The sequence below is a fragment of the Marinobacter maroccanus genome, assembly GCF_002933275.1.
GTDB classification, from domain to species: domain Bacteria; phylum Pseudomonadota; class Gammaproteobacteria; order Pseudomonadales; family Oleiphilaceae; genus Marinobacter; species Marinobacter maroccanus.
Genome location: NZ_PSSX01000003.1, coordinates 93896 through 116017, shown reverse-complemented (window position 1 = coordinate 116017; position 22122 = coordinate 93896). Strand labels below are relative to the sequence as shown.

Below are 22122 nucleotides of genomic sequence, written 5' to 3'. Positions count from 1 at the left end.
TCCATCAGCACCGGCACATCGTATTCTTTGGTGTAAATTCTGACCGGTATCCTAGTCATGCCTAAGACCGACAGGCTGGGACCGTCTCCGACAACGCCCAACGATGGTGAAAGGGATTCCCTGGTCGGGCTGTACTTCAGGGATGCGTCCCGGTATGAACTGCTGACAGATGAGGCCGAACGCCGCCTCTCCCGCAAACTGACACTGTGCTACCGAATCATCAGTACCGAACTGGCTCTGCCGGAGGAGACTCCGCAGACGTTCCGGGAAGTGATTGGCAGCCTTGGAGATGCTTGTGCGTTTTCCTCCCGATGTCGCCGTGCTTTCCATCTGGCTACCGCCTGTCGTCGCAAGCTGATCCAGAGCAACCTGCGCCTGGCGGTTCATATCGCCCGTCGTTACGGTCAGCACGGTATCCCCATGTCTGACCTCATTCAGGACGCCAACGTTGGCCTGATCAAGGCGGTGGAGCGTTTTGATCCTACCAAAGGCTTCCGGTTCTCGACCTATGCCTACTGGTGGATCAGTGAGGAAGTCAAACGCTGCCTGCAGCGGGGAACCCGTCTGGTGCACACACCGGAGAACGTGGTAGACGAGATTCGTCAGCTGCACAAGGTGTCCCTGAGAATGCATCAGAGCCTCGGTCGGACACCCTCGCAATCGGAGCTGGCCCGGGAGATGGAAGCCAGTCCGTCCAGGATTGGTGAACTGAGAGCGCTGGCGACCAGAGAACTGTCCACGGACGTGCCACTGGTGGAAGATGGCTCGGTTACCCTGGGCGACAGCCTGGATGCCGGTGACCAGATGGCGCCGGATCATCCGATGTCCGACAGGGATCGCCGCAGAACCCTGACGTCCATGCTCAGCGAGCTGAGTGATCGGGAGAAGGATATCCTGTCGCGCCGGTACGGTCTGGGTTTGCCGGAGCCGGAAACTCTGCAGGTGATTTCCGATGACCTGGGTATCAGTCGTGAACGGGTGCGACAGATCGAGAAAACAGCGTTGCGGAAATTGCAGAGCCGCTTTGAAACTCCCGAAGATGCATTTGGAGCCTGATCATCAAATGCCCGCAATCCATCAGTGTGCGGCGTGGAGAAGAAAGAACCAGGCGGCCGCTGTGAGCTGGCAGACCAGCACGACCGAGGTCAGAAGAAGTCGAAGCCGCAGATACCAGACCGGCCAGTACACTCTCATCCAACGTGCGTCCACCAGGTAGAGTGCCAGATAGGCGCTGGTATAGAGCACAATCTGGCCGGCAACAGGCAAAAGCAGACCAACGCCCGCAGCCACGAAAAACACCTGGCTGAGTAACATGGTAATCAGAGGCGAGAGGGGATAGCAGCAGTTATCCAGCTGCATGGCGATGGGCCAGTAAACGCCGGCCATGAACGCAAGAATGCCTGCGCTGTAAAGATAGAAATAGCCAACCAGCGCCACGCTGTACTGGGGCATGAAAAACAGCCCCGCCAGAAGGCCGATAAAAGGAATCAGTCCGGCGATGCCGACCAGGATGGCAAGTCTTGCTACTGCGATCACGTTTTCTGCCTCTGCACCCTGATTCGCATGGGTTCAATTTCTGACGGATCCATGCCAACCATTTCATGGTAAGCCGAGGGGTGCACCACCTGGGTTTCCCGGATATCGAAGGAGGCCAGGGTATCCTGTATCTGCCAGGCACTGCGGAACAGGCTGGTGGTCCCGTTTTTATCGGAAAGAAGAAGCGGCTGTCCATCCATACTCAGGCGGGCCATGTAGTGTTGGCCCTCAAGCGAGAGAATCTCAAGCAGATCGATAACAGGGCTCTGCAGGCTTCTGAGTTGGTCGAGGGTGATTCGCACAGTAAAGCTCCGGGGTTTGAAACACTCCAGAACTTACGACCCCCCGGCCTATTGAGATCATTGGCTCAGTAAATAGCATTGCCGGTGCTGCGGGCACTGAACCAGGTGATCGTTCACCATGCCGGTGGCCTGCATGAAGGCGTAGACAATGGTGGGGCCCACAAAGGTAAAACCGGATCGTTTCAGCGCCTTCGACATGGCTTCAGATTCGGGGGTTGCGGTGGGAACCTCGGAAAATGAACGCCATTGGTTCTGAATCGGCTGGTTCTCGACAAAGGACCAGAGAAAATCGCTGAAACCAATACCTCGGTCCAGAAGATCCAGGTAGCCCCGGGCATTCTTGATTACCGACTGTACCTTCAATCGGTTGCGGATGATGCCCGGGTCGGTCAGCAGCTCCTCTACCCGGGAATCGTCGTAGCGTACGATCTTTTCCGGATTGAAGTTATCGTAGGCCGCTCGGTAATTCTCCTGTTTTCGCAGGATGGTGATCCAGCTCAGGCCGGCCTGCTGGCCGTCCAGGCAGAGTTTTTCGAACAATGCGAGGTCATCGTATTCGGGGCGGCCCCACACGGTATCGTGATAGTGAACGTAAAGTGGGTCGTCGCCGCACCATGGGCAGCGTTCGGGATTATCCATACATCGACCTGTGTTTTCTGTATTTGGCCCGGATTTGTCCTACGGGCTTTTACGGCGAATAGTGCGCTGGAACAGCGGCTCCCAAGAGGCCTCCATGGGCTCGGCATCCACCAGGGCAAAGTCGTGTGGTGGCGGCTCAAGTAATGTGAGCTCCGGCCATACCGGCCGGATTCCCCGGTACACTACGGTCACCAGATAGCCTTCAATGTAGCAGCAGGCCGCCTGCCAGTCCTGTTCGGGTTGATCGCCGTAGATCTCGAAGTTTTTCCTTACTTCCAGTGTCTGCAGGTTGCCGGCAATACCTCTTCCGGTTGCTTTTAACCAGGCCTCTTTCAGGGTCCAGACCTTGAGGAACGTGTTGGAGTCGTCCTCCCGGAACAACCATTCCTGTTCGACGGGAGAGAACCAGCGTTTCACCACTTTCTGCCACTGAGCATGGCGCTGACAAGGCTCCAGATCCAGTCCAATGGGTGAGCCTGCACGGGTGGCGCAGGCGGAGAGACCCTGGCTGTGACTGAGAGACAGTTGCCAGCCTTCAGGCGTGCCCGAGGCATTGGGGCGTCCCGACACCGGGCAGCAAAGTTCTGGAGAGACCTTAGCTGACTTGCCAATGGCCTGGCGAATCAGCCAGCGACTGGACAGGTACTCCCGTTCCCGGGGGCCGCTGAATTTACTTGCTGTCTGGCGTTCATAGTCGCTCAGCCAGTTCGGGTGGGCCGTCTCTGGCCCATCTGTCTGGTGGCAAAGCCAGACAGATGGGCGGGCATCAGGGCTGAAGTCGTTGGATGAGCCAGCCATCGCCTTCCCTCACATATTCAAAGCGATCGTGAAGCCGGCTGGGCCGGCCCTGCCAGAATTCAATACGGTCGGGGACAATTCGATAACCGCCCCAGAAACTGGGCAGGGGCACTTCGCCATCGCTGAATTTTCGCTTGATCTCAGCCACCTTCTGTTCGAGCAGTCCTCGGGAGGTGATGGCCTTGCTCTGCTCGGAAACCCAGGCGCCAATCTGGCTGCCCCTTGGTCGCGATGCAAAGTAGCGCAGGGATTCGGCCTTGCTGACTTTTTCGACGGCGCCCTGGATCCGTACCTGTCGATTCAGTCCGATCCAGGGGAACAGCAGGGCCGCCTGGGGGTTTTCTTCCATTTCCCGGGCTTTCCGGCTGCCGTAGTTGGTATAGAAAACGAACCCCTGGTCGTCGAAGTATTTCAGCAATACCGTGCGGAGGTCCGGCATGCCATCCCGCCCCGCGGTCGCCAGCGACATGGCGTTGGGTTCGAGAATGCCTGCCTCCCGGGCATCTTCAAACCAGGTCTGGAACTGCCTGACCGGATTACCGTCCAGCGCGTCGCGATCCAGCCCCTCGCTCTCGAAATCACGACGCATATCGCCGATGTCCATAATTTTTCCTCTCCTTCGAGTTTAACTGGGCCGGGATAAATACGACTCCGAAGCATATCGGGTTCAGGCCTGTCTGTCAGCGCTGCTTATGTCTGAATCGGTTACATAAATCCAACAATAAAATGAGACCCGGTTCACAGCGAACTCGTATTTCTGTCGACATTGATGCAGGTCAGCAATCAATAGCAGGGAAAGCTGGCCCGTTCGCACACACCAACAAAAGGTCTGAACAAGATGATGTCCAACTATGATTTGCCCCTTGTCGTCGCATCGTTCCTGATCGCTGTGCTGGCGGCTTATGCGGCCCTGTTTTTTGGTGCCAGGCTGGCCAACGCTAACACCGACGAGCGTCGGAAGTGGCTGTTCGCCGGCGCCCTGTTGATGGGAACCGGTGTCTGGACCATGCACTTTGTGGGCATGCGGGCCATGCCGATGGATGTCGCCATGTCGTTCGATGTCCTGATGACGGCGGTTTCCTGGTTTGCCGCTGTGCTTGCCTCCGGCGTTGCACTGCACATCATCGGGCGTGAGCGTCTGGGATCGCCCCTGTTTATCGGTGCGACGCTGTCCATGGCCGGCGGCATTGTGGTCATGCATTACCTGGGGATGTACGCGATGCGAATGTCAGCACCGCCGACATTCAATATCGGGTTTCTCATCGTTTCCATCGTGATTGCCATCGTTGCTTCCGGGGCCGCTCTTGCCCTGTGCCGTAAACTACAGGACATGGACGGTTCAGGATCCATGGCCACTCAGTTTGTGGCTGCTCTGGTCATGGCTGCGGCGATCTGTGGCATGCACTACACCGGCATGATGGCGATGACCTTCCCTGAAGGTACCGTACCGTCGGCTGATAATGGCCTGCAAGGGGCCTGGATGGGCATACCACTGGCCGTTTTCTGTATTGCGCTGCTCGCTGTCGCATTGGTGGTCACTGTTATGGACGTGAAACACCAGCGTGAACTTGCGGTGTTCAAGGCAGAAGAAGACCTGCGGGTGGCAGAGCTCGCTTTCACCGATCCTGTCACCGGGCTGCCGAATCGTTCAGCACTGGAACAACGAATGCTGGATATCCTTGCTCGGGACAACGCAGGTGGTAACCCGTTTGCCCTGATTTTCCTCGATATTGCCAACTTTCGTGAGCTTTCCACTGGCATGGGTGACGAATCGTTGAATGCGGTAGTCAGGGAAATCAGTGCAGCACTGCGGGATCAGATGTCGGAGCCGGTATTTCTGGCCCGGTATTCGGCCAGCGCCTTCTTTGCCCTGGTGCCGGATCATGAGGACAGTCAGCACGCGTTCATGTACAAGCGGCTACGGCAGATTGATGAGCGCATCGGGACTCCGGCGATGCAGGTCACCTGGCGTGCGGGTCAGTCCGCTTATCCGGTTACCGGCAACTCCACACGCAAGCTGTTGCGCGCTGCCATGGTGCCCAGAGATCTTAACGAGATTGGCCAGTTTGCGAACATGGTTTCTGACCCGGAACTGGTGTTGCCGGGTCATAACCGCCACAGCTGACAAACCGGCACAAGGCCGACTATCCTTGTGAACAGGCAGGTGGGAAAGATTGCCCCGAGAATCCGCCGTTTATAAGGAGATGTCCGTGGCTCAAAGCCGTAAACGCAGTCACATGTCCAGGAATCTGTTGATTGGATTCCTGGCCCTTCTGATTCTGTACACCCTGGCCGGTTTCCTGCTTCTTCCCTGGTGGCTCGAGCGGCTGGTGCCGGAGCAGCTGGATCAGCGCATGGGCTGGCAGGCAGAAATCACCGAGATTCATACCAATCCATTTACCTTGCGGGTCGAAGCACTGGGGTTGTCGGCAGCCGACACTGATGGTGAACAGGTGGTTGGCTTCGATCGGCTCATGGTAGACATGAATTTTTTCCAGCTGGTTCGTGGTATTGCCGGTTTTGAAGCGATTCAACTGGACGAGCCTTACGTTCGGGTGGATCTGCTGGAGGACTACAGCGTTAATTTCGCCAGGGACTGGCAGGCGGCCAATGCGGAGCCTGCCGAGGCAGAGCCGGCAGCCGGGCAATCCGATGACTCGGCCGCGCCGCCGAGGCTTTATTTCGGGAGAATCGAGCTCAACGGCGGTGAAATGCTGTTCCGGGATTTCACCAAGGAGACTATGGCAGAGTTCCGGATCATCCCGCTGGATCTGACCCTGAACGATCTGGCTACCTGGCGCCGGGAGGGACAGGATAGCGACTATTCCCTGCTGGCGGCATTGGGTAGCCAGACCATCGAGTGGCAGGGCGATCTGAGTGTCGCACCGTTCTATTCCAACGGTACCCTCAAAGTGTCATCGGTGGATCATGAAACCCTGGCGCATTTTCTGGCACCGTTTTTCCCCTATGACCTGCGTGGTGGCAGCGTTACCCTCAGCTCGGACTACGAAGTGCAGGCCGGTGACGTTTTTTACCTGGAAACGACCAACGGTCAGCTGGAACTCGATAATCTTGCGGTTGCCCTGGATGAGCAGAGTGAACAGGCCAGGTTGAGCAACGCCATGCTGTCTGTGGATGCCATCGGTTTCGACCTTAACCGGCGGGAGGTCCGCATTGGCCAGGTTTCTCTGGATAACCTCGAACTCGCCCTGGCGCGGAGCGCAACCGGAGAGATCGACTGGTTGGCGCCGCTGTCATCCGATGACGGTGAGGCTGCAAGCGCCGGCGAAGCTTCCGCCGGCGGCGAGCCATTCCGTTGGTCCGTTGCGGGTGTAACGCTTTCCGGAGGGCGTGTGCTATGGCAGGACAGTCAGCCGGCGACGGCGGCTGAAATTGCCCTTGAACAGCTCTCGGTTTCAATTGGCGAACTCAGCCATCAACTTGACGAGCCGGTAACTTACAAGGTGGCCGGAACGCTGGTCAGTGGCGGGAAGCTTTCTTTGAACGGCCAGGTAACCCCTGCGCCGTTTACGTTGGAGGCTGCCATTTCCGGCAGCGATGTCTCACTGGCGGCCTTCGAGCCCTACGTTCAGGAAGGCGCCAACCTTGCCATAACCACCGGCACTCTGGCGGTGGATGGCAATCTGGATCTCGACGGCCAGCAGGAACCTCTCACCGGCACCTTCAGCGGTACTGCGGAAGTGGCCGGCCTTGACCTGAAGCTGCCTGACAGTTCCGGATCTCTGGTGTCGTGGCAAACCCTGCGCCTGGCGCCGATTGAATACAACGTCTATCCCGCCCGGCTGGAAATCGGCACCGTGACCCTGGCGCAGCCGGTTATCAACATCGTCCGAAATACCGACAGTGTCCATAACGTGGAGCGTATTGCCAGGACAAACGGTTCAGCCGAAGAACAGGAACCGGCTGCGGACGCTCAGGGAGCGGGGGATTCCGAACCGGAGTTCATTTTCCGCATTGGCCAGCTGATGCTCGAGGATGGTGAGCTGGCTTACACTGATCGTACTCTGGACCCGGTCTTCACTACATCGTTCGATGAGCTGAATGGCAGCGTAACCGGGCTGAGCAACATTTCCCCTCAGCAGGGCAAGGTGTCCATCCGGGGCCGCGTTGGCGGCGTGGCGGATCTGGATTTTGAGGGTACCATTGGCACACTCGGAACAGAGGATGTCAGTGACCTGCAGTTGATGATGCAGGATGTGTCGCTGCCCGCGCTCTCGCCTTATTTTGGTCGATACCTGGGCTATGGCGTGGACAGTGGCAAACTGAATCTGAATCTGGATTACGAAATTGCCGGCTCAAGAATTGATGCCTCCAATCTGGTGGTGATGGATCGCCTTGAACTGGGATCCGCCATAGCCAGCGATGAGGCCGTCAACGCGCCGGTCAAGCTGGGTCTGGCCCTGTTACGGGACAGCAAAGGGGTTATCGAAGTGGACCTGCCCATCAGCGGCGATCTGTCCGACCCGGACTTCAGCGTCGGCAAGGTGGTGATGCGGGCATTTGTGAACCTGCTGGCGAAGGCGGCTGCGTCGCCGTTCAGTATGCTTGGCTCGATTGCCGAACTGGCCGGCCTGAGCGGGGAAGAGCTTGGCAAGGTAAGCTTTATTCCCGGTAGTATCCAGTTGGCCGAGGGTGAGGCCGAAAAGCTGGCAGCACTGGCAGACGCGCTGCTGGAACGGCCAGACCTTCTTTTGAATATCCGGGGCAACATTGAACCCCAGGCAGACGGACTTGCGCTATTGCGGGACGATCTGACCGCCGGCGGTAAGCAGGAACTGTCCGAGGAGGCATGGCAGGAGGCCCGTGAAGCCTACCTGGCGGGTGAGCGCTCACTGGCGCCGGAGGCTTTGAGCAACCTGGCGTCCTCGCGAGGTGTAACCCTGCGCAATGTCCTGCAGCAAACCCACGGAGTACCGGCTGATCAGTTATTCCTGCTTGATCCGGCTCGAAATGCGGAAGTGGGAGGCGAAGGTAACGTTATCGTCGCGTTCAACCTGGATGTTCGTTGAATTCAGGGGGCCTTGAAACCGGTCAGAAAACCAGCTGGTAACTGGAGGCCCCATTTTTCAACGAGTTGCCGGTATCGACCGTTGTCCACCAGTGGCGCAAGCAGTCGCAGCATCTCGTCTGCGGTCGCAGCCCCGCCCTTTTGGGCGATGATGCTGAGCCGATAGCGCTGGTCGGGCTCATTTGAGATCAGTAATGTGTCCCAGTCCTCCGGATGCCGCGCGAGGTGCCGCTGCAGGTAGGAGTAGCTGACAATGGCGACCTCTGCAACGGACGGCCGGTCGGCCTTGATCAGATTTATGTTGCGGCTGTGGCTGTCGGAAAACTCGATATCGAATGTCTGTTCCAGTACCGAATTGTCGGTTTCGAACCCGGTAAAACCATAGTGATAGCCTGAAATGGCGACGATGGATCGGCTGTGCAGATCGTCAAAGAATGAGGAATCTCTGCCCGGTTTCTTGAGAGCGACATACAGTTCTTCGTCGGCCAGGATCGGACGGCTGATGTCCACTTCCTTCTCTGTCCAGCCCCAGTCGGGACTTTCAAAGAAGATGACGTCGTAGAGGCCGGCGTCGAAATCCAGGTATCGTCGCTTGGGCGAGGTATGAAAGACCCGGAAGGATACCGTTGGGTGGGCTTGCTCAAGTTCCTTCAGCAGGTCTCCGAGCAGGCCTGTGGCTTCCCCGCTGTTGCCAACACCGGCGACTGGAGGAAAGTGGTAAACGCCCACAGTGATTTCGGTTTCGTTTGCATGAACCGGCGCCGTTGCCAGCACAATAGCGGCAGTAAGGATGGCCAGCAGTTTCCGAATATGGGCTTTGGCGGACACGGTATCCCCGGTTGTGTAACAATTGAATACGCATTCAGAATAGCACGGGGATTTTGTGCATCTGAAGCAAAAGATTATGAACTAATGCAAAACAGGTCTGTATGTGATGGGTAACGTTGCCAGCCATTTTTTCGCCTATGTTTCCCGCCTGCGCTGGATCAAGCGCTGGGGGCTGATGCGAAATGCCATTGAGGAAAATGTGGCCACCCATTCCTGGGAGGTGGCAACACTCGCCCACGCCCTTGCCATTATCCGAAACCGGCATTTTGGCGGCCAGGTGAACACCGACCGCATTGCCGCGGCCGCGCTTTACCACGATGCGACGGAAGTGATTACCGGGGATATGCCGACACCGGTGAAATACCATTCGAAGGTGATGCGTGAGGCATTCGGAGACATCGAGCACAAGGCCGAGGCCGAGCTGCTGGCGCTGTTGCCGGAGGATCTGCGGGAGGATTTCTCGCCCTACGTTCGGGAATCGCAGTTACCGGCAGAAGACAAAGAATTGATCAAAGCCGCCGACAGGCTGTCGGCGTGGCTCAAGTGCCAGGCGGAGATCCGGGCCGGCAACAAGGAATTCGAGCCGGCCGCCCGACAGATCCGCCAGCGGCTGGACGCAGACGGACTGCCAGAGGTTGCCTATTTCCTGAAGGTGTTTGCCCCCAGTTATGAGCAACCCCTGGATAACCTGCTCGGTTGAAAGTTTCTCAGGGCTTAACTGTTACCCGCGGAACCAACCAGCCCGCCACGCAGGCCATCGCGCTGCAAATGCTGGCGAACGGTGTCCTCGGGGCTGCCGGCCAGTTCCCGGAACATGCCCATGGAGCCCAGCAGCGCTGAGGATTCATAGGGTACGAATACCCGCTCACCCTCTTTTGCCATATTCGGCAGAACCTTGATATAGCTCTGGCCCAGCAGGTAGCCAATAACCGTCTGCTTGTTCTCTTCGGAGTCACCCATGGCGCTGAGCACCAGTCGAATGGACTCCTGCTCGCCCTGGGCCCGGAGAATGGCGGATTCCTTGTCGCCCTGGGCATTCAGAATGGCGGACTCGCGCTGGCCCTGGGCCATGGCGATCGCCGCCGACTTTTCGCCCTCGGCTTCGGTGACCGTGGCCCGGCGCTTTCGTTCCGCAGCCATCTGCAGGCGCATGGCTTCTTCCACTTCTTCGGGCATGCTGATGTCCTGGACCTCGACCCGGGTAAGCTTGACGCCCCACTTTGAAGCGGCCTCTTCCATCTCTGCCTGGATAGCGTTGTTCACCTCGCTGCGGGATTCAAACAGCTTGTCCAGTTCCATCTTGCCCACCACCGAGCGCAGAGTGGTTTTTGCCAGAACTTCTACCGCCTGGCTCATGTTGGCCACTTCATAAACGGCCCGGCGGGGGTCAATAATCTGGTAGTAGAGGGCGCCGTTGATCTTAACCGTCACGTTGTCGGTGGTTACTACCGGCTGTCCCGGGAAGTCCATAACCGTTTCCCGGCGGTCAATCCGGACTTCATCGCTCATCACCGGATGATAATCCTCGCCCATGCGCACGTAGCGAAGCATGGTGATCGGCCGTGGCCGCTCGATGAAGGGAATGATGATGTTCACGCCGCTTTCGAGGATCCGGTTGAACGAACCGAGGCGCTCAATAACCATGACCTCGGATTGGCGCACGATGACCAGCCCCTTGGCAATGATGAAGATGCCGATGGCGACCAGAATCAGGCTGATGATCAGCCCGGGTGAAAGATACTGTTCCATGCTTACTGTTCCTTGTGTGTGATCGTCTCAACAACGGCGGTGGTGCCGTCAAACTGTTTGAAAATGACGTCGGTTCCTTCCGGTAGGTCGGTTTCTCCGGTGTCAGTCACTCGCAGGCGATAGAAATCACCATTGACCTTGATGCCAGTCGCACCGTCGAAATCCCGCTTCAGGGTCTGGTAACGCCGGCCCTGCTCCACGCCCGTACCGGTTGTGCCATAAGCCACGCCCTTTGGTGAGAAGCGCGGCCGAATCCAGCGAATGGCGACAGGCACCAGGATTCCCGAGAACAGCCCCATACCGGCCAGCTGCCATTCGAATGGTATGTCCAGAAAGGCCAGCAAGGCGGTCAGCGCGGCCGCGATGCCCAGGGCCAGAAGTAACAGAACACCTGAGGCCAGTTCCGCCAGGCTCAGCACCAGGGCCAGGATCAGCCAGAAATGCGTAAGACTCCATTCCATACAGAAAATCCACAGGTTCGGGGGAGGTAGAGGGTCGGTGTCGTGCACCGACCAACGGCACAGGATTGTACCGGAAACCGGGTGCCGCGTCAGAGGGTGGCCGGAATGCCATGTGGCCTGGTTCACTAAAGCCATATCCCGCCGGCAGGCAATTGGTAGAGTATCTGCTTTAATTGATGTGCCTACAATCAAGAGGTCTGTGACCATGAAGAATCTGAAGAACAAAGTTGCCGTTGTTACCGGTGCCGGTTCGGGTATCGGCCGCGCGCTCGCCAGATCGCTGGCGGACCGGGGCTGCCGGCTGGCGCTGTCTGACGTCAATGAGGCAGGCCTCGTGGAAACCGCGGAAGCGCTTGAAGGCGCCGATGTGAAGACCTACTCGCTGGATGTGTCTGATCGTGATGCCATCTTTGCCCATGCGGAGGAGGTTGTGAAAGATTTCGGCCAGGTCAATCTGGTCATCAACAACGCGGGCGTTGCCCTGTCTGCCACGGTCCGCGAGATGACCGACGAGGACTTCAAATGGGTCATGGACATTGATTTCTGGGGCGTTGCCCATGGTACCCGCGCCTTCCTGCCACATCTGATTGCCTCGGGCGATGGCCATGTAGTGAACGTGTCCAGTGTGTTTGGCCTGATCGGCGTGCCCAAGCAGAGCGCCTACAACGCCGCCAAGTTTGCGGTGCGCGGATTCACCGAAGCTCTGCGCCAGGAAATGAAGCTGGAGAACCAGCCGGTGGCGGTGAGCTGTGTGCACCCTGGGGGTATCCGCACAAACATCGCCAACGCGGCCCGAATGGGCAAGTCCGAGAACGCCGTCGCCCAGCGTAAAGGTTTCGATAAACTCGCCATGACCACGCCCGAGAAAGCCGCAGAAACCATTGTAAAAGGCATCCTCAAGAATGAGTCCCGCATACTGGTGGGCCCGGATGCCTGGGGTATTGATGCGATCAACCGTCTGCTGGGTTCCGCTTACCAGCCGCTGGTGGAGCGTTTCTCCCGCAAGAACCTCTATATCTGAAGAACCGATGCGTGCAGCGGGCCTGAAGGTCGGGCTCGTTGTACGTTTTACAAACAGTTTTTCGGGGCTATACTCGGAAGCTGATCCAAGGAAGAGTCAGCATGAATACGCCTCACCATTCCGACCTGGGGGCCACTCTGGAACAGAGCCGCTCGGGTCTGCGCGACAGCCATCGCCGCTCACTGATGCGGCTGCTTTTTCTGATCACCGGCTCGGCACTGGTGGTTTTCGCATGCCTGCAGTTCCTCAATGGCTACCCCTGGGTGGGGGTTGCTGAGTTGTGTGCCAGCGCGTTGCTGTATTTCGGCGTCTGGCGCCTGAAGTCGACACCGTATTTACAGCAATGGGTCTATGCCTATCTGGTGCCCCTGTTCGCATTCTTCCTGGTGATCATGCTGTTACCGGAAGCCTCGGTGTCCGCTTTCGTCTGGGTGTTGATGATGCCGGTTCTTGCCTACCTGTTGCTTGGCAAGAAAGAAGGCGTGATTCTCAGCGCGCCTTTCATGATCGTCGGCGGCGTTATCTACTACATCCACCTTGACCAGGTCGGCAGCCTCCACGCGATGATCGATCTGCTCAACATGGTGTTGTGCGGTGCACTGATGCTGGCCTTCATTCACATGTATGAGGTTCGCCGTGAAGAGGCCGAACAGCGCCTGGTGGACATGGCCCAGACGGACGCACTGACCGGCCTCGCCAATCGCAGTAACTTCCAGGGCACGTTGAACCGCACCATCGCCGAGTGTGATCGCAGTGGAGCCGGGTTTGCGCTGGTGGTGATGGATATTGACCACTTCAAGGTTGTCAACGACACCCTGGGCCATGAGGCCGGAGACTTTGTTCTGAAGAACATCAGCCGATGCCTGACCGAGCGCCTGAGAAGCACCGACTTTGTCGGCCGCCTGGGTGGCGAGGAGTTCGGCCTGATTCTCAGGGATGTGAAACCGGCGGATGCATTTGTCCTGATGGACGAGCTGCGTCAGCGAATCTCCGAGCGAGAACTATCTTACGGCGATGCCCGCATCCGGGTAACTGCCTCCTTCGGGATCGCCCAGTGGCCAGACCATGGTCGCGAGGCCGAAAGCCTGTTCCGGGTTGCCGATCGCTGGCTCTACAGCGGCAAGCGAGCCGGGCGAAATCGGGTTGTAGGGGCTGGCCATAACCCCCGTCAGCTTGAGATTCTGACTGTCGAAGCCGGCTGATTCCGGTATTCTTGGGCCATCATCCTCCTGCAAGATTGAAGTAGCCCATGTGTGAACTGCTGGCCATGAGCGCCAATACGCCCACCGACCTGTGTTTCAGTTTCACCGGCCTGACCCGTCGGGGCGGCCAGACCGGCCCCCACAAGGACGGCTGGGGTGTGGCCTTCTACGAAGGCAAAGGCGTGCGGGCCTTCCACGACGCCGACGCCAGCGCCAGTTCCCGAATCGCCGAAGTGGTCCAGACTCATCCCATCAAAAGCGAAGTAGCCATCTGCCACATCCGCCAGGCCAACGTCGGCGCAATCTGCCTGGCCAACACCCACCCGTTCATGCGCGAACTCTGGGGCCGCTACTGGGTATTCGCCCACAACGGCCAGCTCTCCGGCTTCCGTTCAAATCCGGGCTTCTACGAGCCGGTCGGCACCACCGACAGCGAAGCCCTGTTCTGCGATATCCTCAACCACCTGCGCAGCCATTGCGACCGGAACACCCCCACCGACGACATCACCGATCGGCTCGTGCGCTTGTCGAAGGCTTACGCCAGCCAGGGCGTGTTCAACCTTCTTCTGAGCAACGGCGACTGGCTGTTCACCTACTGCACCACCAAAATGGCCAGCATTACCCGACGGGCACCGTTCGGCCCTGCCCGTTTGAAAGACGCGGACGTGACGGTGGATTTCGAATCGGAAACGACGCCCAACGACATCGTCAGCGTGATCGTTACTGAACCTCTGACCACAGATGAAAAGTGGGATGTTTACCAGCCAGGTGAATGGCGGCTTTGGCGAAAGGGAGAGGTTATTCGATCCGGAGTGGCCAAAGCGGGCAGCTGATCTCTGCCAGATCAAGCGGATGAGTGGGTGGGGAGGCCTTTGTGCAGGGAAAAAGATGTCTGAGCGCAGCGAGTTGTTTTTCCCGGAACAAAGGCCTCCCCACCTGCTTGTCCGCGTAACTCCCAAGATTACTGCAGAGTCCGTCGATTACCCTTCTGGTACTGCGGTGCAATATGCGCCTGGATTTCTTCCTTGAAACGGGCAATCAGGTCGCTGTTGTCATGATCCCAGGGATGGAAACCCGGCTTGAAATACTCCAGCCATGTGGGAATCAGGCTTGAGAAGGTGCCGTTTACGCCCCAGAGTCGCCAGAGGCCGGTAGCCGTGTCTTTCAAAGAGAAGTTCTTGCGGTCGTTCAGCATCATCCGGCTGGTGAAATAGGTGCTCATGACACCCAGGGCCGCTGTGCTGAACGCCAGATAAAAGGTTCTTTCGGCGTAGGTGCCGCCCGCCGCCTGGAACACGTCGAAGGCAACCGCCTTGTGCTCGGTTTCTTCAATCGCGTGCCAGACCCATAGTGGGCGCATGGATTCATCCATATCTTCGCGTACATCGTCACGGGCCAACAGCATGTCGGCCATCATGGCGGTGAGGTGCTCCAGGGCACAGGTGATAGCCAGCTGGTGGCGTTTGGGCAGTTTTTTGGTAATGCCAAGAACCACTTCCAGGTGTTTCTCGAGCTCTTCCACCGGCATGCCCTGGTCACGAACGTGCTGGTTCATGGCAATGTGCTCCAGGGAGTGCATGGCCTCCTGGCCAATGAACCCGCGTATCTCTTCCTTCAGCTTGGGATCGGAGATCTGGTCCCGGAACGCTCTTACCGAATCCACGAAGAACTGCTCGCCCTGCGGAAACAGCACCGAGAGCCCGTTCATGATGTGGCTGATGGTATAGCTGTTATCGACCCAGTAACGGGGCACCTGCTCACCGAATTCAAACCCCATGCGCTGGGCTGTGATGGTGACGTTGCCGGGTGTGTTGGAGGCCCGGGTAACCGGAGCCGTCTTCTTTTCGGCGGTTTTGCTGCTCAGCATGTGTGTACTCCTCACTCTGGCTGATGTCATGGCTTCAGTGTGGGGCAGTCAAGGTCAGGCAGGAATGCGCAAAGGGGACGGCAGTCGATCAGGATGGGACACGGGCAGGAAATTGATTGGCCATGCTGACGGCGACCCGGGTGTGCCGGGCCCCACTGTAGTGGCGGGAGGCATCTGATAGAGTCAGGCCAAGTGCTTCAGCCAACTGAATAATAAGGAATGCCAATGAGCGCAACCGGTCCGGACAAAGAACGGCAGATGCTGGGATTGTTTCTGGTGCCGGGCGCTTACCTGCGGGTTCTGGCCGAGACCGTCCGGCAACTGGGCTATAACGACCGGTTACTCTATGAAGGCCTGGACTTCAGCCCGGACGATCTCAAGTCCAACGACAGCCGTGTGTTTGTCACCGATGCCATCATAATGGCCAAGCGGGCCATGAACCTGGCCGGTCAGGACGGTCTCAGCTTTATGCTGGCCCGGGAGTTGCGGCTGACAATCCACGGCACTCTGGGCTTCGCCGCCCTCACCAGCCCCACCTTCGCCGATGCCCTGGATTCTGTGCGCCGATACCTGCACCTGCGAGTGCCGTTTCTCAGCATGAGCCAGTCCGAAGCAGGGGATCAGGTGCTGGTAAAACTCTGCACCGAATTCGAAGTGCCCGGCCTCTATCCGTTTCTGGCCGAGACCGTCAGCGCCACCCTGATTCTGCTGACCGAACAGCTCCTGGACCGGGAGGACGCGGCAAAACACGGCTTTGCCCTGGAAGACGGCAAGCTGTCGGGTGTCACCGTTCGCCTGAGCGCCCCGGAGCCGCCCTGGTACCGGCAGTTTGCCGACCAGCTTCCCGTTCGGTTCGAATACGGCCAGCCCGACGAAATGATGGTGTTCCCCCGGGAGCTTCTGGAGGTGCGTATGCGTCTGGCCGACGCCGAAGCCTCCCGAATGGCCCGTGACCAGTGCGAGTTCGAACTGCAGAAGGCCCTGAAGGAACAGGGTGACATTGTCCTGGCGATCCGCAACATGCTCCGGATGATGCCGGGCCCCTTGCCGTCACTGGAAGCCATGGCCGAACGGTTCTGCGTCTCGTCCCGCACCCTGAAACGCCGGCTGGCGGACCGGGATACCAGCTATCGGGAAATTGTCGAAGCGGTGCTGAAAGACCGGGCGATCCAGTTGCTCCGTTATACCAACCAATCGGTCAGCGAGATTGCCTACGAGCTGGGGTATGCGGACCTCTCCAACTTCAGCCGGGCCTTCCGGAAGTGGACCGGCAAGTCGGCCAGCGAGTTTCGCGAAGGTGGTCCGGACCCTGCGCCCGAGGTGGGGCCCTGATATTTTGGGACCGCTTGGTTGGGAGCGTGGTCGCAGGGTGGGGCATTATTTTTTCGGGTAAAAACAACTCGCTGCGCTCAGACATCTTTTTCCCCGAAAAAATAATGCCCCACCCCACGCCCTGCTTACAGAAGAGATTGCCGTCTTAATTTTTGTTGCCCTGTCTTAATTTGCTTTTCGTCTCCTATGCCACAATGTTTGGACGGACGGGGGGAAGGAATATTTTCCCGACAGGAAAAAGATGTCTGAGCGAAGCGAGTTGTTTTTCCCGAGGGAAAATATTCCTTCCCCCCGGCCAGCCCCCAAATCAACCCGGCTAGGGCCATAATTGAAACCGGACACCAACCCAAAAGGATGAAAACGAACATGACCCAAAGGCCAAACACCCACAGCAAACTGATCGGCTACCTGCTCTGGATCTTCGGATTCCTGGGTTCGCACCGGTTTTACTACGGCAAACCCGTTACCGGCACCATCTGGTTTTTTACCCTCGGGCTGCTGTTCATCGGCTGGATCATCGACCTGTTCCTGATCCCGGCCATGGACCGGGAAGCGGACCTGCGGTTCCGGGAAGGTGAGGTCAGCTACAACATAAGCTGGATCCTGCTGACCTTCCTGGGGGTGTTCGGAATTCATCGCATGTACATGGGCAAGTGGATTACCGGGATCATCTACCTGTTCACCGGCGGTCTGTTCCTGATTGGCGTGCTGTATGACTTCTGGACCCTGAACAACCAGATTTCCATCCGGAACGAGGAGCGCCGGTTCGGTTGATCTGATCTGGCTAGAGGCCGGCGGCGGTTTCCAGTTCGACCAGGGCCTTTTCCAGATAGTCGAGCATCCGCTGCAGGCTGGGTAGCGTGCGGCGGCAGCCGATGAGGCCGAATTCCACCTGGTCGCCGTAGCTGGTCAGGGTCATGTTCAGGGCCAGGCGGTCCATGGCGATGGAGACCGGGTACATGCCGTCCATCGTGGCACCGTTCCAGTAGCAAGTCTCTCGCGGTCCGGGGACGTTCGAAATCACCACGTTGAAGGTCTGCCATTTTGGTGCCATGCCGGTGAGCAGATTGAACGCTGCCGGCGCCAGAGTCAGGGCGGTGTAGTTGATGATTTCTTCCGCAGACATGTGGGCGTAGCGGTCCTTGGCGGCTTTCACATCCTCATGGATCTGCATCAGCCGGGTCACTGGACTGGTGACATCGGTGTGTAACGAAGCGAGGATAACGCCGACCTGATTGCCGCCGGAGCTGTTGTCCTTGCGCAGGGACACCGGCACCATGGCAATCAGTGGCTTTTCCGGCAGGGCGTCCTGGTTCATCAGGTAGCTGCGCAGCGCGCTGGCGCACATGGCCATCACCACATCATTGACCGTGGTTCCATAGGCCTTGCACACACCCTTTATCCGGCTCAGGCAGTAGGACTGCGCGGCGAAGCGTCGGGAGCCGGTGATCTTCTGGTTCAGGATGCTGCGGGGCGCGTGGAAAATGGAGGAGTAGGCCGGGTCCTTGCGGGCGTCGTTGATGGTTCGCAGCAGTTCCCGGGCCACGGTGGGTACGGTGCCCAGTTGTTTGCCGGATTCACCCAGCAGATGGCCGACACTTCGCCACAGGGACGGGCCGCCATCATCCTTCTCACGGGATGGGCGGGGCGGCATGGCCCAGATCGGCGGCATGTCCCGCTCGCCGGTATCCTGGCACAGCATCTGAGTGACCATCCGCATGGCCGATACGCCGTCCACCAGGGCATGGTGCACCTTGATGTACACCGCAAACTGCCGCTCCCCCAGCCCCTCAATTAGATGAAATTCCCACAGCGGACGCTCACGGTCCATCAGATGGGAATGTTCTGCCGAAACAAACGACAACAGTTCCCTGACCCGCCCCGGTGTCGGCAGTGCTTCGAATCGGAAGTGGTGCTCCAGATCCAGGTGCTCGTCTTCCACCCAGACCGGTTGGCCGAAACGGTAATCCAGGCGCTGATTAAACGGCGGGGTTACCTTCGTGTACTGCCTGAGCCGGTCGGCCAGCTGGGCGACGTAATCATCCGGTGCGTCGTCGGGAAAAGAAAACAGCTGAAGACCGCCCACGTGCATGGGCTGCTGCCGCTTTTCCAGCCAGAGAAAAAGCTGATCCGTAGGGCTGAGAGGTTTCACGGGGCGTCCTTGTTGTCGATATTGTGACAATAGTAGCGCAGATTAGTATCACCTGAGTCGACTCCCGTGAAGTTGCAGCCATCCAGACAGGCCATTGTTCAGGCAGCGATTGATTCCCGCTGATTGGCCCGGACTTCCAGACGGATCTGGTTGCCATCCAGCAACACCGGATAGGTTTTGACCCGCACGGTGTCGTCCTCCAGACAGACACCGGTACGCAGACTGAAATGTTGTTTGTATAAGGGCGATGCCACCACCGGCTCACCTTTCAAATCCCCGGTAATCCCCCGGGCCAGCACATTGGCGCCGCTGAACGGGTCACTGTGGCTGATGGCAAACAACGCCGGCAGCCGATGCGGCAGATAAAACACCGCCACCGGCCCGTCCTCGGTCCAGACCGCGATGCCGGATTCGGGCACCAAATCGTCAACGGTACAGACGGCTTCCCAACGAGTGCGTGGTTTCATGTGTTCCTCCAATGTCGCTATTGCAATCAATCGAATCGTTTTTAGCTTTTCACGCCGATTCGACTTAAAAAATTCTGGTCTGTTGCACCCAGGCGTTAACTGTTGGCCCGGTGAGCGCGGGGGTAGGTATCTTTCCCCGACAGGAAAAAGCTGTCTGAGCGCAGCGAGTTCTTTTTCCCGAGGGGAAAGATACCTACCCCCACGCTCCGCCCCTCAACACCCAGTCTAAGCAGACTCCAAAACAGGCCGACGCTGCCCCCGCTCAACCGTCCACTCCTGAACCGGATCTGCCTGCGAAGGCGCATTAACAAACTCCCGGAAGCGCTTCCGCTTCTCCGGATCCTCGACAGCCGTCTTCCACTCGCACTGGTAGGTTCCAACAATCCCCTCCATGTGCTCCTCCAGCTCCGCACCAATCCCGAGACTGTCTTCCAGCACCACCTCCTTCAGGTACTCCAGACCGCCCTCCAGGCTCTCCATCCAGACACTGGTCCGCTGCAGCCGGTCGGCGGTGCGCACATAGAACATCACCACCCGGTCAATGGTGCGGATCAGCTCCTCGTCAGACAGGTCCGTGGCAAACAGATCGGCGTGCCGGGGCCGCATGCCGCCGTTGCCGCAGACATACAGGTTCCAGCCGTTCTCCGTGGCGATCACGCCAAAGTCCTTGCTCTGGGCTTCGGCGCATTCGCGGGTACAGCCGGAGACTGCCATCTTCACCTTGTGGGGCGCCCGCAGACCCTTGTAACGGTCCTCCAGGCGGATCGCCATGTCCACGCTGTCCTGGACACCGTAGCGACACCAGGTATTGCCAACGCAGGACTTCACGGTACGCAATGACTTGCCGTAGGCGTGGCCAGTCTCGAACCCGGCGGCAATCAGTTTTTCCCAGATCTCCGGCAACTGGCTCAGGGTGGCACCGAACAGGTCCACGCGCTGGCCGCCGGTGATCTTGGTGTACAGGTCGTACTCCTTGGCCACCTCGCCCAGCACGATCAGCTTGTCCGGGGTGATCTCGCCGCCGGGAATGCGCGGCACAATCGAGTAGGTGCCGTTCTTCTGCATGTTGGCCATGAAGGTGTCGTTGGTGTCCTGAAGAGGCACGTGGTCGGTGGCCAGGATGTGCTCGTTCCAGCAGATGGCGAGGATCGACGCCACCGCCGGTTTGCAGATGTCGCAGCCGTGGCCCTTGCCATGCTGGCTGATCAGGGTGCGGAAGGTGCGGATGCCGTTCACCTTCACCAGGTGGAACAACTCCTGGCGACTGTACGGGAAGTGCTCGCAGAGATCTTTGCTGACCTCCACGCCGCGTTTTTCCAGCTCGCTGTCCACTACGTTCTTGAGCAGGGCGGTGCAGCCGCCACAGCCGGTGCTGGCCTTGGTTTCGGACTTGACGCTGCCAAGGTCCGAGCAGCCGGCATCAATGGCGCGGCAGATATCGCCCTTGGTCACGTTGTGGCAGGAACAGATCGAAGCGGTTTCCGGCAGGGCATCGGGGCCCAGGGCCGGCGCGCCGCCCTGGCTCTCCGGAAGGATCAGGGTTTCCGGATTCTCCGGCAGGGTGATGCCATTGAGGGCGTATTGCAGCAGAGTGTCGTAGTGGCTGTTGTCGCCCACCAGAATGGCGCCCAGCAGGGTCTTGCCATCCTCGCTGATCACCATGCGCCGATAGTGGCCGGCCTGCTCATCGTTGAAGCGAATGTTGCGGGCGCCCGGGGTCTGGGCATGGGCGTCGCCGATGGAACCCACGTCTACGCCCAGCAATTTGAGCTTGGTGCTCATGTCGGCTCCGGTGAAAGCAGTGTCTCGATCGCCGTTCAGGGCGGAAGACAAAGTGCGGGCCATGGTGTAGCCGGGGGCCACCAGGCCGAAAATCTTCTGTTCCCAGAGCGCGCACTCGCCAATGGCGTGCACATGGGGGTCCGAAGTGGTGCAATGGTTGTCGATCACGATGCCGCCGCGCTCGCCGATCTCCAGTCCACTGGCCCGGGCCAGGGCGTCCTGGGGCCGAATGCCTGCGGAGAAGACGATCAGGTCTGTCTCGAGGAAGGATTCGTCGCTGAAATTCATGCGCAGACGGGCATCCTCGCCCTCGGTGATCGCTGTGGTCGCCTTCTCGGTGTGTACCTGAACGCCCAGCTCCTCAATCTTGTGGCGCAGCAGGGCGCCGCCATCGGCATCCAGCTGAACCGGCATCAGCCGGGGCGCAAATTCCACCACGTGGGCTTCCAGTCCCAGGCTCTTGAGCGCATTGGCAGCTTCAAGACCCAGCAGGCCGCCGCCTACCACCACGCCTGTGCGGGCACCTTCCGAGCTGGCGCGAATGGTATCAAGGTCATCGAGGGTCCGGTAAACCAGGCAGTGCGGGCGGTCATTGCCCTTGATGGGGGGCACAAACGGATAGGAGCCGGTGGCCAACACCAGTTCGTCGTACCGGTAGCCGCCACGGGGCGTTTCCAGGGTGCGATGTTCCCGGTTGATGCCGGTTACCTGTTCGTTCAGGTGCAGTTGAATGCCCTGCTCGGTGTACCACTCCAGCGTGCCCATGGCGAGATCGGCATGGCTGGAGCCGCCGAAATACTCGGACAGGTGAACCCGGTCATAGGCCAGCTGTTTTTCCTCGCCGAACACGATGATCTCGAAATCGGCAGCGGCCGGGCTGGCGCAGAATTGTTCCAGGAAGTGATGGCCGACCATGCCGTTGCCGACGACTATCAGGGTTTTCTTGCTCATGGGTCT

Annotated in this window: 21 protein-coding genes; 9 read left to right on the top strand and 12 right to left on the bottom strand. The window is 58.7% G+C overall.

Annotation, left to right across the window (positions count from 1 at the left end):
• The first annotated feature begins 57 nt into the window (after positions 1 to 57).
• A complete protein-coding gene (locus tag KEHDKFFH_RS05160) occupies positions 58 to 1056 on the top strand; it encodes a sigma-70 family RNA polymerase sigma factor (protein WP_104320922.1) in 999 nt (332 codons plus the stop codon).
• A 21-nt stretch (positions 1057 to 1077) separates the two neighbouring features.
• On the opposite strand, the gene KEHDKFFH_RS05155 is transcribed toward KEHDKFFH_RS05160, so the two are convergent.
• From KEHDKFFH_RS05155 to pdxH, 5 genes are read right to left on the bottom strand one after another with little or no spacing between them, the layout of a single operon-like run.
• Positions 1078 to 1536: a DUF3429 domain-containing protein gene (locus tag KEHDKFFH_RS05155; protein ID WP_104320921.1), complete on the bottom strand. Its 459-nt coding sequence runs from the start codon at positions 1534 to 1536 to the stop codon at positions 1078 to 1080.
• Positions 1533 to 1838: a DUF6482 family protein gene (locus KEHDKFFH_RS05150; RefSeq protein ID WP_104320920.1), complete on the bottom strand. Its 306-nt coding sequence runs from the start codon at positions 1836 to 1838 to the stop codon at positions 1533 to 1535. The genes KEHDKFFH_RS05155 and KEHDKFFH_RS05150 overlap by 4 nt, the downstream gene beginning before the upstream one ends.
• Positions 1839 to 1895: 57 nt before the next feature.
• A complete protein-coding gene (locus tag KEHDKFFH_RS05145) occupies positions 1896 to 2477 on the bottom strand; it encodes a DNA-3-methyladenine glycosylase I (protein ID WP_104320919.1) in 582 nt (193 codons plus the stop codon).
• Between the two features lie 39 nt (positions 2478 to 2516).
• A complete protein-coding gene (locus KEHDKFFH_RS05140) occupies positions 2517 to 3275 on the bottom strand; it encodes a 4'-phosphopantetheinyl transferase family protein (RefSeq protein ID WP_104320918.1) in 759 nt (252 codons plus the stop codon).
• Positions 3244 to 3879, bottom strand: a complete 636-nt coding sequence (gene pdxH, locus KEHDKFFH_RS05135) for a pyridoxamine 5'-phosphate oxidase (RefSeq protein ID WP_104320917.1) — start codon at positions 3877 to 3879, stop codon at positions 3244 to 3246. Before pdxH ends, KEHDKFFH_RS05140 begins: the two co-directional genes overlap by 32 nt.
• Before the next feature lie 234 nt (positions 3880 to 4113).
• Here pdxH and KEHDKFFH_RS05130 point away from each other — a divergent pair, with 234 nt between their 5' ends.
• A complete protein-coding gene (locus KEHDKFFH_RS05130; RefSeq protein ID WP_104320916.1) occupies positions 4114 to 5400 on the top strand; it encodes an MHYT domain-containing protein in 1287 nt (428 codons plus the stop codon).
• A gap of 79 nt (positions 5401 to 5479) precedes the next feature.
• Positions 5480 to 8305 (top strand): DUF748 domain-containing protein, encoded by a 2826-nt coding sequence (locus KEHDKFFH_RS05125; protein ID WP_104320915.1) that lies wholly within the window; start codon positions 5480 to 5482, stop codon positions 8303 to 8305.
• Between the two features lie 2 nt (positions 8306 to 8307).
• Here the strand turns inward: KEHDKFFH_RS05125 and KEHDKFFH_RS05120 are convergent, their stop codons facing one another.
• Positions 8308 to 9132 (bottom strand): substrate-binding periplasmic protein, encoded by an 825-nt coding sequence (locus KEHDKFFH_RS05120; protein WP_241956437.1) that lies wholly within the window; start codon positions 9130 to 9132, stop codon positions 8308 to 8310.
• Between the two features lie 106 nt (positions 9133 to 9238).
• Here KEHDKFFH_RS05120 and yfbR point away from each other — a divergent pair, with 106 nt between their 5' ends.
• Positions 9239 to 9832 carry a 5'-deoxynucleotidase gene (gene yfbR / locus KEHDKFFH_RS05115; protein WP_064229317.1) on the top strand — a complete coding sequence of 198 codons (594 nt, stop codon included), beginning with the start codon at positions 9239 to 9241 and terminating at the stop codon, positions 9830 to 9832.
• A gap of 14 nt (positions 9833 to 9846) precedes the next feature.
• Here yfbR and KEHDKFFH_RS05110 read toward each other — a convergent pair whose 3' ends face one another.
• On the bottom strand, positions 9847 to 10881 hold the full coding sequence (locus KEHDKFFH_RS05110; protein WP_104320914.1) for an SPFH domain-containing protein: 1035 nt from the start codon (positions 10879 to 10881) through the stop codon (positions 9847 to 9849).
• 2 nt (positions 10882 to 10883) lie between these two features.
• Positions 10884 to 11342: an NfeD family protein gene (locus KEHDKFFH_RS05105; protein WP_104320913.1), complete on the bottom strand. Its 459-nt coding sequence runs from the start codon at positions 11340 to 11342 to the stop codon at positions 10884 to 10886.
• 205 nt (positions 11343 to 11547) lie between these two features.
• On the opposite strand from KEHDKFFH_RS05105, the gene KEHDKFFH_RS05100 reads away from it, so the two are divergent.
• From KEHDKFFH_RS05100 to KEHDKFFH_RS05090, 3 genes are all read left to right on the top strand, one after another.
• The gene (locus KEHDKFFH_RS05100; RefSeq protein WP_104320912.1) at positions 11548 to 12363 is read left to right on the top strand and encodes an SDR family NAD(P)-dependent oxidoreductase; all 816 of its coding nucleotides are present in this window, start codon (positions 11548 to 11550) and stop codon (positions 12361 to 12363) included.
• Between the two features lie 101 nt (positions 12364 to 12464).
• Positions 12465 to 13565 (top strand): GGDEF domain-containing protein, encoded by a 1101-nt coding sequence (locus KEHDKFFH_RS05095; protein ID WP_104320911.1) that lies wholly within the window; start codon positions 12465 to 12467, stop codon positions 13563 to 13565.
• A 47-nt stretch (positions 13566 to 13612) separates the two neighbouring features.
• On the top strand, positions 13613 to 14398 hold the full coding sequence (locus KEHDKFFH_RS05090; RefSeq protein ID WP_104320910.1) for a class II glutamine amidotransferase: 786 nt from the start codon (positions 13613 to 13615) through the stop codon (positions 14396 to 14398).
• A gap of 128 nt (positions 14399 to 14526) precedes the next feature.
• Here KEHDKFFH_RS05090 and KEHDKFFH_RS05085 read toward each other — a convergent pair whose 3' ends face one another.
• Positions 14527 to 15432 (bottom strand): metal-dependent hydrolase, encoded by a 906-nt coding sequence (locus KEHDKFFH_RS05085; protein ID WP_104320909.1) that lies wholly within the window; start codon positions 15430 to 15432, stop codon positions 14527 to 14529.
• Positions 15433 to 15657: 225 nt separating this feature from the next.
• On the opposite strand from KEHDKFFH_RS05085, the gene KEHDKFFH_RS05080 reads away from it, so the two are divergent.
• Both KEHDKFFH_RS05080 and KEHDKFFH_RS05070 read left to right on the top strand, forming a co-directional pair.
• On the top strand, positions 15658 to 16764 hold the full coding sequence (locus KEHDKFFH_RS05080) for a helix-turn-helix domain-containing protein (RefSeq protein WP_104320908.1): 1107 nt from the start codon (positions 15658 to 15660) through the stop codon (positions 16762 to 16764).
• Between the two features lie 366 nt (positions 16765 to 17130).
• Positions 17131 to 17538, top strand: coding sequence for an NINE protein (locus KEHDKFFH_RS05070; RefSeq protein WP_104320906.1), 408 nt, complete (start codon positions 17131 to 17133; stop codon positions 17536 to 17538).
• 10 nt (positions 17539 to 17548) lie between these two features.
• Here KEHDKFFH_RS05070 and KEHDKFFH_RS05065 read toward each other — a convergent pair whose 3' ends face one another.
• The 3 genes from KEHDKFFH_RS05065 to nirB form a co-directional block, all read right to left on the bottom strand.
• Positions 17549 to 18916, bottom strand: coding sequence for a WS/DGAT/MGAT family O-acyltransferase (locus KEHDKFFH_RS05065; protein WP_104320905.1), 1368 nt, complete (start codon positions 18914 to 18916; stop codon positions 17549 to 17551).
• 98 nt (positions 18917 to 19014) lie between these two features.
• Complete coding sequence (gene nirD, locus KEHDKFFH_RS05060) at positions 19015 to 19383, bottom strand: nitrite reductase small subunit NirD (protein ID WP_104320904.1); 369 nt, start codon at positions 19381 to 19383, stop codon at positions 19015 to 19017.
• A gap of 225 nt (positions 19384 to 19608) precedes the next feature.
• A complete protein-coding gene (nirB, locus tag KEHDKFFH_RS05055) occupies positions 19609 to 22116 on the bottom strand; it encodes a nitrite reductase large subunit NirB (protein WP_104320903.1) in 2508 nt (835 codons plus the stop codon).
• Positions 22117 to 22122 lie beyond the last annotated feature (6 nt).

Excerpts from the sequence above, each read along its gene's own strand:
- KEHDKFFH_RS05105 (WP_104320913.1), bottom strand. The coding sequence starts at position 11,342 with ATGGAATGGAGTCTTACGCATTTCTGGCTGATCCTGGCCCTGGTGCTG.
- pdxH (WP_104320917.1), bottom strand. The coding sequence starts at position 3,879 with ATGGACATCGGCGATATGCGTCGTGATTTCGAGAGCGAGGGGCTGGAT.
- nirB (WP_104320903.1), bottom strand. The coding sequence starts at position 22,116 with ATGAGCAAGAAAACCCTGATAGTCGTCGGCAACGGCATGGTCGGCCAT.
- KEHDKFFH_RS05130 (WP_104320916.1), top strand. The coding sequence starts at position 4,114 with ATGATGTCCAACTATGATTTGCCCCTTGTCGTCGCATCGTTCCTGATC.
- KEHDKFFH_RS05140 (WP_104320918.1), bottom strand. The coding sequence starts at position 3,275 with ATGGCTGGCTCATCCAACGACTTCAGCCCTGATGCCCGCCCATCTGTC.
- KEHDKFFH_RS05125 (WP_104320915.1), top strand. The coding sequence starts at position 5,480 with ATGTCCGTGGCTCAAAGCCGTAAACGCAGTCACATGTCCAGGAATCTG.
- nirD (WP_104320904.1), bottom strand. The coding sequence starts at position 19,383 with ATGAAACCACGCACTCGTTGGGAAGCCGTCTGTACCGTTGACGATTTG.
- KEHDKFFH_RS05160 (WP_104320922.1), top strand. The coding sequence starts at position 58 with ATGCCTAAGACCGACAGGCTGGGACCGTCTCCGACAACGCCCAACGAT.
- KEHDKFFH_RS05070 (WP_104320906.1), top strand. The coding sequence starts at position 17,131 with ATGACCCAAAGGCCAAACACCCACAGCAAACTGATCGGCTACCTGCTC.
- KEHDKFFH_RS05085 (WP_104320909.1), bottom strand. The coding sequence starts at position 15,432 with ATGCTGAGCAGCAAAACCGCCGAAAAGAAGACGGCTCCGGTTACCCGG.
- KEHDKFFH_RS05090 (WP_104320910.1), top strand. The coding sequence starts at position 13,613 with ATGTGTGAACTGCTGGCCATGAGCGCCAATACGCCCACCGACCTGTGT.
- KEHDKFFH_RS05145 (WP_104320919.1), bottom strand. The coding sequence starts at position 2,477 with ATGGATAATCCCGAACGCTGCCCATGGTGCGGCGACGACCCACTTTAC.
- yfbR (WP_064229317.1), top strand. The coding sequence starts at position 9,239 with ATGGGTAACGTTGCCAGCCATTTTTTCGCCTATGTTTCCCGCCTGCGC.
- KEHDKFFH_RS05095 (WP_104320911.1), top strand. The coding sequence starts at position 12,465 with ATGAATACGCCTCACCATTCCGACCTGGGGGCCACTCTGGAACAGAGC.
- KEHDKFFH_RS05100 (WP_104320912.1), top strand. The coding sequence starts at position 11,548 with ATGAAGAATCTGAAGAACAAAGTTGCCGTTGTTACCGGTGCCGGTTCG.
- KEHDKFFH_RS05110 (WP_104320914.1), bottom strand. The coding sequence starts at position 10,881 with ATGGAACAGTATCTTTCACCCGGGCTGATCATCAGCCTGATTCTGGTC.
- KEHDKFFH_RS05080 (WP_104320908.1), top strand. The coding sequence starts at position 15,658 with ATGAGCGCAACCGGTCCGGACAAAGAACGGCAGATGCTGGGATTGTTT.